Origin of the sequence: Amnibacterium setariae, from assembly GCF_003581425.1 — a bacterium.
GTDB classification, from domain to species: domain Bacteria; phylum Actinomycetota; class Actinomycetes; order Actinomycetales; family Microbacteriaceae; genus Amnibacterium; species Amnibacterium setariae.
Genome location: NZ_QXTG01000002.1, coordinates 147,451 through 163,149 on the forward strand (window position 1 = coordinate 147,451; position 15,699 = coordinate 163,149).

At 74.2% G+C, this 15,699-nt stretch carries 14 protein-coding genes; 8 read left to right on the top strand and 6 right to left on the bottom strand.

Going from position 1 to position 15,699, the window contains the following annotated elements:
• Nucleotides 1-42 precede the first annotated feature (42 nt).
• From D1781_RS08690 to D1781_RS08705, 4 genes are all read right to left on the bottom strand, one after another.
• Entirely contained in the window at nt 43-789 is a 747-nt protein-coding gene (locus tag D1781_RS08690) for a hypothetical protein (RefSeq protein ID WP_119481941.1), read from the bottom strand.
• A gap of 113 nt (nt 790-902) precedes the next feature.
• The gene (locus tag D1781_RS08695) at nt 903-1,904 is read right to left on the bottom strand and encodes a proline racemase family protein (protein ID WP_119481942.1); all 1,002 of its coding nucleotides are present in this window, start codon (nt 1,902-1,904) and stop codon (nt 903-905) included.
• A complete protein-coding gene (locus D1781_RS08700; protein ID WP_119481943.1) occupies nt 1,901-2,830 on the bottom strand; it encodes a dihydrodipicolinate synthase family protein in 930 nt (309 codons plus the stop codon). Before D1781_RS08700 ends, D1781_RS08695 begins: the two co-directional genes overlap by 4 nt.
• Before the next feature lie 39 nt (nt 2,831-2,869).
• Nucleotides 2,870-3,505 (bottom strand): GntR family transcriptional regulator, encoded by a 636-nt coding sequence (locus D1781_RS08705; protein ID WP_233551202.1) that lies wholly within the window; start codon nt 3,503-3,505, stop codon nt 2,870-2,872.
• A gap of 99 nt (nt 3,506-3,604) precedes the next feature.
• Between D1781_RS08705 and D1781_RS08710 the strand changes: the two genes are divergently transcribed.
• From D1781_RS08710 to D1781_RS08725, 4 genes are all read left to right on the top strand, one after another.
• Nucleotides 3,605-4,591 (top strand): NAD-dependent epimerase/dehydratase family protein, encoded by a 987-nt coding sequence (locus D1781_RS08710; RefSeq protein WP_119483143.1) that lies wholly within the window; start codon nt 3,605-3,607, stop codon nt 4,589-4,591.
• Between the two features lie 137 nt (nt 4,592-4,728).
• Nucleotides 4,729-5,505 (top strand): DeoR/GlpR family DNA-binding transcription regulator, encoded by a 777-nt coding sequence (locus tag D1781_RS08715; RefSeq protein WP_119481944.1) that lies wholly within the window; start codon nt 4,729-4,731, stop codon nt 5,503-5,505.
• A 41-nt stretch (nt 5,506-5,546) separates the two neighbouring features.
• Nucleotides 5,547-7,595, top strand: coding sequence for a PTS fructose transporter subunit IIABC (locus D1781_RS08720; protein ID WP_119481945.1), 2,049 nt, complete (start codon nt 5,547-5,549; stop codon nt 7,593-7,595).
• A gap of 60 nt (nt 7,596-7,655) precedes the next feature.
• Complete coding sequence (locus tag D1781_RS08725) at nt 7,656-8,543, top strand: NUDIX hydrolase (RefSeq protein ID WP_119481946.1); 888 nt, start codon at nt 7,656-7,658, stop codon at nt 8,541-8,543.
• A gap of 9 nt (nt 8,544-8,552) precedes the next feature.
• On the opposite strand, the gene D1781_RS08730 is transcribed toward D1781_RS08725, so the two are convergent.
• A complete protein-coding gene (locus D1781_RS08730; protein WP_119481947.1) occupies nt 8,553-8,996 on the bottom strand; it encodes a hypothetical protein in 444 nt (147 codons plus the stop codon).
• A 114-nt stretch (nt 8,997-9,110) separates the two neighbouring features.
• Here D1781_RS08730 and D1781_RS08735 point away from each other — a divergent pair, with 114 nt between their 5' ends.
• From D1781_RS08735 to D1781_RS08745, 3 genes are all read left to right on the top strand, one after another.
• Nucleotides 9,111-9,590: an FHA domain-containing protein gene (locus D1781_RS08735; RefSeq protein WP_119481948.1), complete on the top strand. Its 480-nt coding sequence runs from the start codon at nt 9,111-9,113 to the stop codon at nt 9,588-9,590.
• A complete protein-coding gene (gene ftsR / locus D1781_RS08740; RefSeq protein ID WP_119481949.1) occupies nt 9,587-10,288 on the top strand; it encodes a transcriptional regulator FtsR in 702 nt (233 codons plus the stop codon). Before D1781_RS08735 ends, ftsR begins: the two co-directional genes overlap by 4 nt.
• Before the next feature lie 204 nt (nt 10,289-10,492).
• Nucleotides 10,493-10,975: a MerR family transcriptional regulator gene (locus D1781_RS08745; protein ID WP_199706648.1), complete on the top strand. Its 483-nt coding sequence runs from the start codon at nt 10,493-10,495 to the stop codon at nt 10,973-10,975.
• Between the two features lie 333 nt (nt 10,976-11,308).
• Here D1781_RS08745 and D1781_RS08750 read toward each other — a convergent pair whose 3' ends face one another.
• A complete protein-coding gene (locus D1781_RS08750) occupies nt 11,309-12,145 on the bottom strand; it encodes a ParA family protein (RefSeq protein ID WP_119481951.1) in 837 nt (278 codons plus the stop codon).
• Nucleotides 12,146-12,215: 70 nt separating this feature from the next.
• Between D1781_RS08750 and D1781_RS08755 the strand changes: the two genes are divergently transcribed.
• Nucleotides 12,216-15,617 carry a pyruvate carboxylase gene (locus D1781_RS08755; RefSeq protein ID WP_119481952.1) on the top strand — a complete coding sequence of 1,134 codons (3,402 nt, stop codon included), beginning with the start codon at nt 12,216-12,218 and terminating at the stop codon, nt 15,615-15,617.
• Nucleotides 15,618-15,699 lie beyond the last annotated feature (82 nt).

Below are 15,699 nucleotides of genomic sequence, written 5' to 3' on the forward strand. Positions count from 1 at the left end.
GCGCGGCGCTCCTCGCCCGGTGCCGAGGAGCGCCGCGGCGGGTCAGGCGCCGCGCAGGCGGTCGAGCAGGGCGGCCTTCGGCAGGTTGGAGGTGCCGGTGAGGCCGCGGCGCTTCGCCTCGGCGCGGAGGCGGAGCAGGGTCCACGACTCGCTCGGCTCGTCGTCGGCCGGCTCCTCGGGCAGCGGCGGGGTCAGCTCCTCGGCCGTCACGGGCGCCTCGGACTCCTGGAAGACCTGGGCGGCCGCCGCCGCCTCGCCCTCGTGCGACGGCTCGTCGTCGGCGACCTCCGCCTCGGTCGCGGCGACGATCTCGTCGAGCTCGATCGCGACGGCCTCGACCGCCTCCGCCTCGGAGGCCGGGTCCGCCTCGATCGAGTCGAGCACCGCGTCGGCGACGGTCGCCTCGACCGCGGCGTCGACGATCGCGTCCTCGACGGTCTCCTCGAGCACCTGGTCGTCGAGGGTGTGGAAGTCCGCGATCTGGCGCTCGAGCGCCTCGACCCGGCGCTCGGCGTCGGTGAGCTTCGCCTCGGTGCTGCGGAGGGCGAGCCGGAGCAGCTCGGCCTCGTCCGGCTTCTTCTTGGCGGCGGGCGCCCCGGCGGCGACCGCCTTCGCCTGCGCCGCGTCCGCGGCCTTCACGGCCTTGTCGGCGGCCTTCCTGGCCTTCTTCGCGTCGTCCGCGAGCGCGGCGGCCTTCGCGGCGGCCTTGGCCTTCGCCTTCGCGGCGGCCTTCTTGCGCCGCTCCTCCTCGTCCTTCTTCTTGGACTTCTTCTTGCTGCTCTTGGCCATCCGTGCTCCTCGCGGGTCCTGAAGGGTCGGGCTGTCGGCGTGTCGCCGAGCGCAACGCTAGCGAGGGCGGGTGCACGGAGGGATCGGGCTCCCGTGCACCTGTCAGCCGATCCTCAGAAGACGAAGCCGTCGGGGAACGGGTCGGTCGGGTCGAGCACGTACTCGGCGCGGCCCGTGATCCAGGCGCGTCCGGTGATGGTCGGCACGACGGCGGGTCGGCCGGCGACCTCGGTCTCCGCCACGAGGCGGCCGACGAAGCGGCTGCCGATGAACGACTCGTTCACGAAGTCCTGCCCGAGGGGCAGCTCGCCGCGGCTGTGCAGCTCGGCCATCCGGGCCGACGTCCCGGTGCCGCAGGGGGAGCGGTCGAACCAGCCGGGGTGGATCGCCATCGCGTGCCGGGACAGGCGGGCGTCGGAGCCGGGCGCGATGAGCTCGACGTGGTGGCAGTGGTCGACGCCCTCGATCTCCGGGTGGTGCGGGGGCGCCTGCTCGTTGATGGCGTTCATGATCGCGAGCCCGGCGTCCGCGATGTCCCGCTGCCGTGCGCGGTCGAAGGAGAGGCCGACCGCGTCGAGGTCGACGAGCGCGTAGAAGTTGCCGCCGAAGGCGAGGCTGTAGGGAACGGCGCCGAGCCCGGGCACCTCGATCACCGCGTCGAGGCGGTCCGTCCAGCTCGGCACGTTCTCGATCGTCACCGACGTCGCGCGGCCCTCGTCGACGGCGACGGTCGCGACCACGAGGCCGGCCGGGGTGTCGAGGCGGATCGTCGTGACGGGCTCGACGACCGCCACCAGCCGCTCCTCGACGAGCACGGTCGCGACGCCGATCGTGCCGTGGCCGCACATCGGCAGGCAGCCGGAGACCTCGATGTAGACGACGCCCCAGTCGCAGTCGGGCCGGGTCGGGCGCTGCAGGACCGCGCCGCTCATCGCCGGGTGGCCGCGCGGCTCGTCCATGAGGAAGTGCCGGAGGTGGTCGAGGTGCGCGATGAAGTGGAGCCGCCGCTCGTTCATCGTGGCGCCCGGGATCTCGCCGATCCCGTCGAGCACGACCCGGGTCGGCATCCCCTCCGTGTGGGAGTCGACCGCGCGGATGCGGCGGGCCGGGATCATCGGGAGGCGGTGCGCAGCGCCGCGCCCGCGGCGAGGGCGCGCTCGGTGTCCCGGCGGATCACGGCGCGCTGCGCCTCGGTCAGCGGGCCGCGAGGGGGCCGGGTCGGGCCGCCGGTGCTCTCCCCGGTGACGTCGATCGAGTACTTGATCGCCTGCACGAACTCGGTCTTCGAGTCCCAGGAGAAGACGGGCGCCATCTCCTCGAACAGCGTCCTCGCCTCCGCGACGCGTTCCGCCGCGAGCAGCTCGTACAGCCGCACGGCCTCCCGCGGGAACGCGTTGGGGTAGCCGGCGAACCAACCCGTCGCGCCGGCGACGAGCGCCTCGAACAGCAGGTCGTCCGCGCCCGCGATCACCGCGATGTCGCTCCGGTCCCGGATCTCCCGCACGCGCCGCGCGTCGAGCGAGAACTCCTTCACGGCGACCACGTTCTCGAGCTCGGCCAGCTCCGCGATCAGGTCCGGCGTCAGGTCGACCTTCGTGTCGATCGGGTTGTTGTACATCATGATCGGCAGCCCGACCTCGTCCACCTTCCGGTAGTGCGTGAGCACCTCCTCGCGGTTCGCCCGGTACAGGGTGGGCGGCAGCAGCAGCACCCCGTCGGCGCCGTCCTCCGCGGCGGCCTCCGCCCAGCCACGGGCCTGGTGCCAGCCGACGCCGTGCACGCCGGCGACGACGAGCGCCCGGTCGCCGACCGCCTCCACGGCCGTGCGCACGACCCGGCGGCGCTCCTCGTCCGTGAGGGAGGAGTACTCGCCGAGCGAGCCGTTCGGCCCGACGCCGCGGCAGCCGTTGTCGACGAGCCAGGCGCAGTGCGCGGCGTACCGCTCGTAGTCGACCGCGAGGCCGGCAGGGGCCGAGTCATCGGGGCGGAACGGGAGGGTGGTGGCGACGATCACGCCGCCGAGGTCGAGCTTCGCGGGCATGGCCGTCCGATCTCGTCGTGGAGGAGTGCCAGTAATATATTACTCGGGGCGTCCGGCCCACCAGCCGGTCGTGTGGCCGATGTGGTGGCGCATCACGCGCTCGGCGGCGTCCTCGTGGCCCGCCTCGATCGCATCGAGGAGGTCGCCGTGCTCGGCCGCCGACGCGGCGAGCTCCCGGGTCCCGACCAGCGCGGTGAGCCCGGGCAGGCGCGTGCGGCGCCGGAGGTCGTCCACGACCGCGGTGAGCATCGGGTTCCCGGCGAGCGCCGTCAGCTCGACGTGGAAGCGCCGGTCCTCCTCGAGGTAGTCCTCGAGATCGCCGGCCGCCGCCGCCTCCGCGATCCTGGCGGCGCCCGCCCGGGCCCACGGCGCCTCGGCGCGCAGGCCGGCGACCGTCCGCATCGCCGGCGGCTCGAGCAGCTCGCGGACCGCCGCGACGTGCTGCGCGTGCGCCGGATCCACCGCCGTGACGACGAAGCCGCGGTTGCGGGCCGGCTCCACGAACCCGCGGCGCTGCAGCTCGAGCATCGCCTCCCGCACCGGCGTCGCCGAGACGCGGTACCGCTCGGCGAGCACGGGCACGGTCAGCAGCGCCCCCTCGGGCTCGAGCCCGGCCGCGATGCGGGCGCCGAGCGCGCGCTCGACGCGGGCCCGGATGGTGCCGCCGTCCTGCACGTCCGCCTCCTCCGCCGTCGCTCCCAGAGACCGGAGCGTACGGTCCGACAGCGGTCGGCGTCGCGCGGGCGGCGCCGCGACGAGCTGGAGGAGTGCGTCATGGCGGGTCTCGACATCCTGTTCCTCGGCGGCACCGGGGTCATCTCGACGGCGAGCGTGCGGCTCGCGGTCGAGCGCGGGCACCGCGTGACCGTCCTCAACCGGGGGCGCAGCGCGTCGACGCGGTCGGTGCCGGAGGAGGTCGAGCAGCTGGTCGGCGACGTCGCCGACCCGGTGAGCGTCGACGAGGCCGTCGGGGACCGCGAGTTCGACGTGGTCGCGCAGTTCCGCGCGTTCACGACCGACACCGTGCAGGGCGACGTGGACCGCTTCCGCGGGCGGGTCGGCCAGTACGTCTTCATCTCGAGCGCCTCCGCCTACCAGAAGCCGCCCGCCTCCATCCCGGTCACGGAGTCCACGCCGCTGAAGAACCCGTTCTGGCAGTACTCCCGCGACAAGATCGCCTGCGAGGACCTGCTCGTCCGCGAGGACCGCGATCGCGACTTCCCGATGACGATCGTGCGGCCGAGCCACACCTACGACGACACCCTGCTGCCGACGATGGGCGGCTGGACCGACATCGCGCGCATGCGCGCCGGCAAGCCCGTCGTCGTGCACGGCGACGGCACCACGCCCTGGACGCTGACGCACAGCGACGACTTCGCGGTCGGCTTCGTCGGGCTGCTCGGGCGGCCGGAGGCGCTCGGGAACGCGTACACGATCACGGGGGAGTCGGCGCCGACCTGGAACCAGGTCTACACGTGGCTCGGCCGCGCGGCCGGCGTCGAGCCCGACCTCGTCCACGTCCCGAGCGAGCGGATCGCGCGCGAGGTGCCGGACCTCGGGCCCGGCCTCGTGGGCGACAAGGCCCACGCGATGCTGTTCGACACCACGAAGCTGCGCCGCCTCGTGCCCGAGTTCACGACGACGGTGCCGTACGCCGAGGGCGCCCGGCGGCAGATCGCCTGGTACGACGCGCACCCGGGCGCGCAGCGGGTCGACGAGGAGCTCGACGCGGCCTTCGACCGCCTCGCCGCCCTGGCCTGACCCTCCTCCGCTCCCGCGCGCGCCTTCCGCGAGCACGGGGTGGACGCGCGCGATTCGATCTTCACTTCTGTGGGTTTTCGGGTTAATCTCACCGAAACACAGATCGTCGGCAGCGGAGCCGGCGCGAGGACGGATCCATGTACGCGACGGAGCGGCACGCCCGCATCATCGACGAGCTCGACTCGGCGGGCCGGGTCTCGGTCGCCGTCCTCTCGCGCTCCCTCGACGTCACGGCGGAGACCATCCGGCGCGACCTCGACGTGCTCGAATCGGCGGGCGCGCTGCGGCGGGTGCACGGCGGCGCCGTCCGCCGGTCGAGCGTCGTCGAGCTGAACCTCGGCGAGCGGGAGCAGCGGAACACGCCCGCGAAGCGGGCCATCGCCCGCGCCGCCCTCGACCTCCTCGTGCACGCCGCGCCGAGCGCCGTCGCGCTCGACGCCGGCACGACCACCCGCGCCCTCGCCGACCTGCTGGCCGACCACGAGCCCGCCGACGGGCGGCTCGACGTCGTCACGCACGGCGTCCCCCTCGTGCTCCGCCTCCAGGACAACCGCGCGCTCACCGTGCACGCCGTCGGCGGCGTCGTCCGGCCCGAGACCTCCGCGGCCGTCGGCGCCGCGGCGGTCGACGCGTTCGCCCGGATGCGCTGCGACCTCGCCTTCCTCGGCGCGAACGGCCTGTCCGCCGGCTTCGGCCTGTCCACGCCGGACGAGCGCGAGGCCGCGGTCAAGACCGCGATGCTGCGCGCCGCCCGCCGCACCGTCGCGCTCGTCGACTCCTCGAAGTTCGGCGAGGAGTCGTTCGTCCGCTTCGCCGACCTCACCGAGCTCGACGTCCTCGTCACGGACGCCGCCCCGCCCGCCGACCTCGCCGCCGCGCTCGACGCGGCGGGCGTCGAGGTCGTCATCGCCTGACCGCACCATCCCCCTGCACCACGACACGAAGGAGTGCCCTCATGCCGGCCCTGATCACGCGCGAGCTCGTCGCGCTCGACGCCGACCTCGGTCCCGACCGCAGCCAAGTCATCCGCGCGCTCGCGACCCTGGTCGTCCGCGCCGGTCGCGCCACCGAGGTCGAGTCCCTGTACGCCGACGCCTGGGCGCGCGAGCAGAAGACGGACACCGGCCTCGGCGGCGGGATCGCCATCCCGCACTGCCGCTCCGCCTCCGTCACGGAGCCGACCCTCGCGTTCGCCCGCGTCGCCCCGAAGGTCGACTTCGGCGGCTTCGACGGCCCGGCCGACATCGTGTTCATGATCGCGGCGCCCGCGGGCGGCGACGAGCTGCACCTCCAGCTGCTCGCGAAGCTCGCCCGCAGCCTCGTCGACGAGGACTTCGTCGCGGCGCTGCGGTCGGCCACGACGCCGGAGGAGATCGTCGCCCTCGTCGAGAGGGCGACGTCCGACGAGCCGGCCGCCGCTCCCGCGGCCGCGGCTCCCGCGGGCCCGTCGGACCTGCCGCTGCTCGTCGGCGTGACGTCCTGCGCCACCGGCATCGCGCACACCTACATGGCCGCGGACGCGCTGACGAACGCGGCGCGGAGGCTCGGGGCCGAGCTCCACATCGAGACGCAGGGCTCGGCGGGCATGACCCCGCTCGACCCGGCGCTCATCGAGCGGGCCGGCGCGGTGATCTTCGCGAACGACGTCGACGTCCGCGACCGCGGACGGTTCGCCGGCAAGCCCGTGGTGCAGGCGCCGGTGAAGCGCGGCATCGACCACCCCGAGGACATGGTCCAGGAGGCCCTCGCGGCCGCGAAGGATCCGAACGCGCAGCGCGTCCAGGGCGGCGGCGCCGCGGCCCCGAGCGCCGCCCGAGCGACGAGCCCCGGCGCCGAGATCAAGCGGATCCTGCTGACCGGCGTCAGCTACATGATCCCGTTCGTCGCGGGCGGCGGGCTGCTGATCGCGGTCGGCTTCCTGCTCGCCGGCATCGGCTCCGGCATCGACGGCTACCGGATCGTGCTGCCCGGCGCCGGGGACAGCACGGGCGGCGCCGCGTACAACGACTGGGCGCTGCAGAACTTCACCCTGTTCGACCTGCCGCCGCAGGGGCTGTTCTTCTACCTCGGCGCCGCCGCCGCGAAGATCGGGCAGCTGAGCCTCGGCTTCCTCGTCCCCGCGCTCGCCGGCTACATCGCCTACGCGATCGCGGACCGGCCGGGCATCGCGCCCGGGTTCGTGGTCGGCGCGGTCTCCGGCTACCTCGGCGCCGGCTTCATCGGCGGCATCGTCGGCGGCCTGCTCGCGGGCTACGCGGCGAAGCTCATCGGCACCCCGACGGTGCCGCGGTGGCTCCGCGGCCTGATGCCCGTCGTGATCATCCCGCTCGGCGCGTCGATCATCGCGTCGGGGCTGATGCTCCTCGTGCTCGGCGGCCCGATCGCCGCGCTGACGAAGGGCCTGAACGACGCGCTGACCGGGCTCTCCGGCTCGGCCGCGATCGGCCTCGGCGTCATCCTCGGCCTGATGATGTGCTTCGACCTGGGCGGTCCCATCAACAAGGTCGCGTACGCCTTCGCCGTCGCCGGTCTCGCGGGCGGCACCACCGCGAACCTGCAGATCATGGCCACGGTCATGGCGGCCGGCATGGTCCCGCCGCTCGGCATGGCGCTCGCCTCGACGGTGCTCTACCGGAAGGGCTTCAGCCAGGTCGAGCGGGAGAACGGCGCCGCCGCGTGGCTGCTCGGACTCTCGTTCATCTCGGAGGGCGCGATCCCGTTCGCGGCCGCGGACCCGCTGCGCGTCATCCCGGCGAACCTCGTCGGCGGCGCGATCACCGGCGCCCTCACGATGGCGTTCGGCATCACGAGCCGTGCGCCGCACGGCGGGGCGTTCGTCTTCTTCGCCATCGACAACCCGGTCGTCTGGCTGCTCTCGATCGCGATCGGCGCCGCCGTGACCGCGTTCGTGCTCGTCGGGCTGAAGCGCTTCGTCGGCCCGCGCGCCGGCCGCCGGGTCCAGGAGCCCGCGATCGCGACGTCGGCGCAGCCCGTCGCCGCCTGACCCGCGCACCGGCCGCGGCCCCCGGGGGAACCCGAGGGCCGCGGTCGTTAGCGTTGGCCCGTGACCGACGCCCCGCCCGGACCGCCGACCGGGCCGCGGGACCCCGCCGACGGCTGGGTCGACCTGCCCGACGGCCGCCGCTTCTGGGGCCGCGCCGGCGCCGCGGGCCTGCTCGTCGTCGCCCCGGACGGCTCGGTCCTGCTGCAGCACCGCGTCGGCTGGAGCCACTTCGGCGGCACGTGGGGACTGCCCGGCGGCGCCCGGCACCTGGGGGAGTCCTCCATCGCGGGCGCGCTGCGCGAGTCCCACGAGGAGACCGGGATCGACGTCGCCGCGCTGCGCCCGCGGTTCGCGGTGCGCCTCGACCTCGGCGTCTGGAGCTACACCACCGTCGCCGCATCCGCGCCGTCCGCGCTGCCCGTCTCCGTCACGGACCGCGAGAGCACCGAGCTCGAGTGGGTGCCCGCCGACCGCGTCGCCGACCGCGAGCTGCACCCCGGGTTCGCCTCCGCCTGGCCGCGGCTGCGCGCCCTGCTCGCCGAGCCCGACCCCGTCCTCGTCGTCGACGCCGCGAACGTGGTCGGCAGCCGGCCCGACGGCTGGTGGAAGGACCGGGCGGGGGCCGCGAGCCGCCTCCTCGCCGGGCTCTCCGCGCTCGCCGACCGCGGGGTGCCGGAGGAGGGCGGCGAGGGCGCCCTGCCGGTCGTCCGGCGCTGGCCGCGCATCGTCGCCGTGCTCGAGGGGCAGGCGCGCACCGCGGAGGACGTGCCGGGCGTCGAGGTCGTCCGCGCCCCGGGCTCGGGCGACGACGCGATCGTCGAGCAGGCCGCCCGCGGCACCGCCCCGGTCGCCGTGGTCACCGCGGACCGCGAGCTCGTCGCCCGGGTCGCCGCGGAGGGCGCGAGCGCCTTCGGACCTGGTCGGCTGCTCGCGCTGCTGGACGGCTGACCCGAGCGGTCACGCGGGCTGCTCGGCGCCGATCCGCCACCCGGCGAGCCGCCGGACCTGCGCGTCCCGGTCGCCCTCGAGCTCGCGGACCCGCTCCGGGGACAGCACGGGGTTCAGCACCGCCCAGCACCGCACGCGGGCGTCGCGGTCGCGGCTCAGCCGCTCCACGAGCGACGGCTCGCTGGTCGGGTTCTTCGCGACCTCGCCGCGCACGCCTGCGTCGGGGTCCGCGGCGAGCGACTCGAGCAGGTCGTGCGGCGCGTGCAGGTTCGACGCCACCGTCTGCCGGATGCTCGCGCGCTCGTGCGCGGCGAGCAGGCGGAGGCGGGTGATCTTCGACTCGGTGACCGGCGGCGAGAGGTGCAGCACGGCCTGGTCGCCGGCCGCGAGCACGGCGGCGTCCTCCCGCATCGCATCCCGCTGCGCCTTCGTGTTGAACCGGATGCACGACATGTCGGCGACCGTAGCGGCGGCCGCTGACGAAGCCGTCCACATCCGAAGCAGAACTGGGGACGGCGACACGCCGGAGGCGTCCGCTACCCTCGATCGACATGAGGAGGTCGCCGAATGGTCGATGAGCGCGACGATCGCCCCCGCAGGCGCCGAGACGAGGCGTCGAGCGGTCCGGAGACGACCGCCTCGTTCGGATACGAGTTCGGTTCCCGGCTCGCGGAGCTGACCGGCACGTCCGCGGAGGAGCAGGCCGCCGTCAGCGCCCTGCCCAGCGGATCCGCCCTGCTCGTGGTCCGCCGCGGCCCGAACATCGGGGCCCGGTTCCTCCTCGACCAGGACGAGACGATCGCCGGGCGCCACCCGTCGGCCGACATCTTCCTCGACGACGTCACCGTCTCCCGGCGGCACGCGCAGTTCCTCCGGCACGGCACGGCGTTCGAGGTCAAGGACCTCGGCAGCCTCAACGGCACCTTCTTCGACGGCGTCCGGATCGAGACCGCGCTGCTGTCGGACGGCGCCGAGGTCCAGATCGGCAAGTTCCGGCTGACCTTCTACGCCTCCCGCCTCGACCTGGCCGGGATCGGCGCCCGATGAGCTCCGCCCTCCCCGAGCGGCACGAGCCGTCGACGGCGACGGGCACCATCTCGATCGGCCAGGTGCTCTCCCGGCTCGAGACCGACTTCCCCGAGCTGTCCCCGTCGAAGCTGCGCTTCCTCGAGGACCGCGGGCTGATCCACCCCGCGCGGACCGCCTCCGGCTACCGCAGCTTCTCGCCGTCGGACATCGACCGGATCAAGCTCGTGCTGCAGATGCAGCGCGACCACTACCTGCCGCTCAAGGTCATCCGCCGCTACCTGGCGGACCTCGACGCGGGCCGCAACCCGGAGTGGCCGGGCACGGCGACCGGCGCGATCTCGATCCTCGGCACGGAGCGCCGCTGGACCCGCGACGAGCTGCTCGCGGAGGCGGGCGCCGGGCTCGACCTGCTCGGCGACGCGATCGCCACGGGGCTCATGCAGGCCGCCGAGGTGTACGACGAGGGCGACGTGGCGACGATGAAGGCCCTCGCGGACCTGCGCAGCGCGGGCATCGAGCCGCGGCACCTCCGCGCGATGCGCATCGCGGTCGAGCGCGAGCTCGAGCTCGTCGCGAACGCCCTCCTGCCGCTGCGCCGCCGGGCCGACAGCGCCAGCCGGCAGCACGCCGACGAGCGGGCGAACGAGCTCGCGGGCGACCTCGAGACGGTCCGCTCCGCCCTCGTCAAGCGGGCCCTCGACAAGCACGCCTCCTGACCGCGATGGCCGCCGCGGAGCACGACACGCCGGATCTCGAGATCCGGATGTCGTTGCCTGGGGCAGGGGCGGTCTGTAGCGTGACCCGAAGAACGCGCCTCCGCTGCCTGCGGGGAACGCGTGGGGGGTGGAAGGCAGTCCAAATTGACTGAGGTGAATCGGAGCGAAGACCGGTACGACCTCGGCTTGCTGTTCACGGACGGCATGCCGGAGTTGGACGACTCCGCCGGGTACCGCGGTGTCATCGCCGCGCGCGCGGCGGGGATCACGTACCGGCAGCTCGACTACTGGGCCCGGACCGGGCTCGTGGAGCCCACGATCCGTGGCGCGGCCGGCAGCGGCTCGCAACGGCTGTACGGGTTCCGCGACATCCTGGTGCTCAAGCTCGTCAAGAGGCTGCTGGACACCGGCATCTCGCTGCAGCAGATCCGCACGGCGGTCGAGCAGCTCCGTGATTGGGGGATCACGGACCTCGCGCAGACCACGCTGATGTCGGACGGTGCCAGCGTGTACCTCTGCACCTCCAAGGAGGAGGTGTTCGACGTCCTCCAGCGCGGGCAGGGCGTCTTCGGCATCGCGGTCAGCAAGGTGCTGACCGACGTGCAGTCCGACCTCGTGCAGCTCGAGTCCGAGCAGGCCGACCCGACGGACGAGCTCGCCCTGCGCCGCGCCCAGCGCGCGGGCTAGACCTTCGCACGAAGGCCCGGACAGATACCGGTCCGGGCCTTCGGCGCGCCCGCGGGTCGGTTGGGGCTGCAGCGTCGGTCCGGGCGATCCCGACCCGGGGCGGTGGGCGCGCCGTCGGGATGGTCGGGTGACGTCGCGGACGAGATCAGCGCTGCGTTTTGCAGGAGATCCGGCCGAGCAGACCCGGGCCTCCGGACGACCCGCAGCCGGATCTCCTTCAAAACGGCGAGACGGGCTCGACGCGACGCGTCAGGCGACCATCCCGGGAACCCGACCGACGACCCGGGCCGGGATCGTCCGGACCAGCGCCGCGCGGGAACCCCCGCCGCAGGGCTAGGCGAGCCGGCCGGCCGGCTGCTGCGTCGGGATCTCGGAGGTCGCGAACTCGCCGACCCGGCCGGTGCGCAGCACGCGCTCGAGCAGCTGGTCGAACATCCGCGCCAGCTCCTGAGCGCTCTCGCCGGGCCACACGTGGAGCGGCTTCGCGGCGCCCTGCGCCTGCTGCAGCGACGTGCGCTCGGGCAGCTGCGGCGAGAGCACGAGCGGCCCGAACATGTCGCGCAGCTCCTTGATGCGGAACTGGTGCTCGAGGCTCTGCATGCGGGCCCGGTTCACGATGATGCCGAGGGGCTGGAGGCGCGGGGACAGGCCGCGACGGATCTCCTCGATCGCCCGCAGGGCCCGGTCGGCCGCCGCGACGGAGAACAGCCCGGGCTCCGTGACGACCGAGACGCGGTCGGACGCGGCCCACGCGGTGCGGGTCAGGGCGTTCAGCGACGGGGCGCAGTCGACGAGCACGAGCTCGTACTCCGCCTCGACGTGCGCGAGCGCCTCCTCGAGCTTCCAGATGTCGCGCACCGACGGGTGCGGCCCGTCGAAGTTGATCGCCGCGGGCGAGCCGACCATCACGTCGACGACGCCGCCGCGGCCCCGCGTCCAGCCCGACGGCGTGATCGCCGCGCGGACCGTCTTCTCCTTGGGGCTGCCGAGCACGTCGGCGACGTTGACAGCGGCGACGGGCACGTCCATGCCCGTCGACACGTCCGCCTGCGGGTCCAGGTCGACGACGAGGGTCGAGACGCCGCGGGCGAACGCCGCGGACGCCAGCCCGAGCGTCACGGTGGTCTTGCCGACCCCGCCCTTCAGGGAGCTGACGCTCAGTACGTGCACGACCAGTAGGTTAGCCGGGAAGGCCCCTCCGGCCGGGGGAGCGCCGCGCCACGACGAGGGAGTCGGTGCCGTGTTCTCGAAGATCCTGGTGGCCAACCGCGGCGAGATCGCCATCCGCGCCTTCCGCGCCGCCTACGAGCTGGGCGCGAGGACGGTCGCCGTCTTCCCGTACGAGGACCGCGAGTCCCTGCACCGGCAGAAGGCCGACGAGTCCTACCAGATCGGCGAGCCCGGCCACGCGGTGCGCGCCTACCTCGACGTGGGCGAGATCATCCGCGTCGCGAAGCTCTCCGGCGCGGACGCCGTCTATCCGGGCTACGGCTTCCTCTCCGAGAACCCGGAGCTCGCGGAGGCGTGCGCGGCGAACGGGATCGTGTTCATCGGCCCGCCCGCCTCGGTGCTGCGCAACGCCGGCAACAAGGTGACGGCGAAGGAGCAGGCGATCGCGGCCGGCGTGCCGGTGCTCGCCTCGTCGCCGCCGAGCCGCGACGTCGAGGAGCTGCTCGCCGCCGCGGACGGCATCGGGTTCCCGATCTTCGCGAAGGCCGTCGCGGGCGGCGGCGGCCGCGGGATGCGTCGCGTCGAGACCCGGGAGGCGCTGCGCCCCGCGCTCGAGGCCGCGATGCGGGAGGCGGACAGCGCCTTCGGCGACCCGACGATGTTCCTCGAGCAGGCGGTGCTGCGGCCCCGGCACATCGAGGTGCAGATCCTCGCGGACGGCGCGGGCACGACGCTGCACCTCTTCGAGCGCGACTGCTCGGTGCAGCGGCGGCACCAGAAGGTCGTCGAGATCGCGCCGGCGCCGAACCTCGACCGGTCGATCCGCGAGGCCCTGTACCGCGACGCGGTCGCGTTCGCCCGGTCGATCGACTACGTCAACGCCGGCACGGTCGAGTTCCTCCTCGACACCGCGGGGGAGCGCGCCGGGCAGCACGTCTTCATCGAGATGAACCCGCGGATCCAGGTCGAGCACACGGTGACGGAGGAGATCACCGACGTCGACCTCGTCGCCTCCCAGATGCGCATCGCCGCCGGCGAGACCATGGCGGACCTCGGCCTCGCGCAGGACGCGCTGCAGATCCGCGGCGCCGCGCTGCAGTGCCGCATCACGACGGAGGACCCGACGCAGGGCTTCCGGCCGGACACCGGCCGGATCACCACGTACCGCTCGCCGGGCGGCGCGGGCGTGCGGCTCGACGGCGGCACGATCAACCCGGGCGCGCAGATCAGCCCGCACTTCGACTCGATGCTCGCGAAGCTCACGTGCCGCGGGCGCGACTTCGCGGCGGCGGTCGCGCGGGAGAAGCGCGCCCTGGCGGAGTTCCGGATCCGCGGCGTCGCGACGAACATCCCCTTCCTGCAGGCGGTGCTGGACGACCCCGCCTTCCTCGCCGGCGACCTCTCGACCGGGTTCATCGAGGAGCGGCCCGAGCTCGTGCGGCACCGGCCGAGCCGGGACCGGGCGACGAGGCTGCTGAACTGGCTCGCCGACGTGACGGTCAACCAGCCGAACGGCCCTATGCCCGCCGGCCCGCGTCCCGCCGACAAGCTGCCGCACCTCGACCTGCAGGCGCCGCCGCCCGCCGGGTCGAAGCAGCGTCTCGACGCCCTCGGTCCCGCCGGCTGGGCACGCGCGCTCCGCGAGCAGACCGCCCTCGCCGTCACCGAGACGACGTTCCGCGACGCGCACCAGTCCCTCCTCGCCACCCGGGTGCGGACCCGCGACCTGCTCGCCGTCGCGCCCGCCGTCGCCCGGCTCACGCCCGAGCTGCTCACCGTCGAGGCGTGGGGCGGCGCGACCTACGACGTCGCGCTCCGCTTCCTCGGCGAGGACCCGTGGGAACGGCTCGAGCGCCTCCGCGTCGCGATGCCGAACGTCGCGATCCAGATGCTGCTCCGCGGCCGGAACACGGTCGGGTACACGCCGTACCCGACGGAGGTCACGGACGCGTTCGTCGCCGAGGCGGCGGCGACCGGCGTCGACGTGTTCCGCATCTTCGACGCGCTGAACGACGTCGAGCAGATCCGGCCCGCGGTCGACGCCGTGCTCGCGACCGGCACCGCGGTCGCGGAGACCGCCGTCTGCTACACCGCGGACCTGCTCGACCCGGCGGAGACGCTCTACACGCTCGACTACTACGTCCGGCTCGCCGAGCGCATGGTCGAGGCGGGCGCGCACGTGCTCGCGATCAAGGACATGGCCGGCCTGCTCCGGCCGCGCGCGGCAGCCAGGCTGGTGGAGGCGTTCCGGCGGGAGTTCGACCTGCCCGTGCACGTGCACACCCACGACACGGCGGGCGGGCAGCTCGCGACGCTGCTCGCCGCGAGCGACGCCGGCGCGGACGCGGTCGACGTCGCGGCCGCCCCGATGGCGGGCACGACGAGCCAGCCCTCGTTCTCGGCGCTCGTCGCCGCGCTCGCGCACACGGAGCGCGACACCGGGATCTCCCTCCCGGCCGTCTCCGACCTCGAGCCGTACTGGGAGGCGGTCCGTGGGCTGTACCGGCCGTTCGAGTCCGGCCTGCCCGGGCCCACCGGCCGCGTGTACCGGCACGAGATCCCCGGCGGCCAGCTGTCGAACCTGCGGCAGCAGGCGATCGCCCTCGGCCTCGCCGACCGCTTCGAGCGGGTCGAGGAGCTGTACGCGGCGAGCAACGAGATCCTCGGCCGCATCCCCAAGGTCACGCCGTCGTCGAAGGTGGTCGGCGACCTCGCGCTGCAGCTCGCCGCGGCGGACGCCGACCCGCACGACTTCGCCGAGCACCCCGAGCGGTACGACATCCCCGACTCCGTCGTCGGCTTCATGGCCGGCGAGCTCGGCGACCTGCCGGGCGGCTGGCCGGAGCCGTTCCGCACGAAGGTGCTCGCGGGCCGGGACGTGCGCATCGGCGTGACACCGGTGCCGGACGCCGACCGGGCCGCGCTCGGCACCGCGGGCCCGACCCGCCGCGCGACCCTGAACCGCCTCCTGTTCCCCGGCCCGACGAAGCAGTTCGGCGAGCTGCACGACCTCTTCGGCGATCTGTCCGTGGTCGACACGGCCGACTACCTGTACGGGCTGCGGCCGGGCGCGGAGCACGTGGTCGCGATCGACCGCGGCGTCGAGCTCTTCATCGGCCTCGAGGCGATCGGCGAGCCCGACGACAAGGGCGTGCGGACCGTCATGACGACGCTGAACGGGCAGCTGCGCCCCGTCTACGTGCGGGACCGGTCGATCGCCGTGACGACCGCGGCCGCCGAGAAGGCGGACCCGAACCGCGCCGGTCAGGTCGCCGCCCCGTTCGCCGGGGTGGTCACCCTGAAGGTCGAGCAGGGCGACCGGGTCGAGGCCGGGGCGACCGTCGCGACGATCGAGGCGATGAAGATGGAGGCGTCGATCACCACCCCGGTGGCCGGCGTCGTCGCCCGCGTCGCGGTGTCGCGCACCGCGCAGGTCGAGGCCCAGGACCTGCTCCTCGTCGTCGACGAGTAGCTCCGGGCGTGCAGACTGGGACGGCGCTCGCACCCTCGAGCGCGTCCCGCACCCCGGGACACGCCCCCGGTCCACGGGTCGC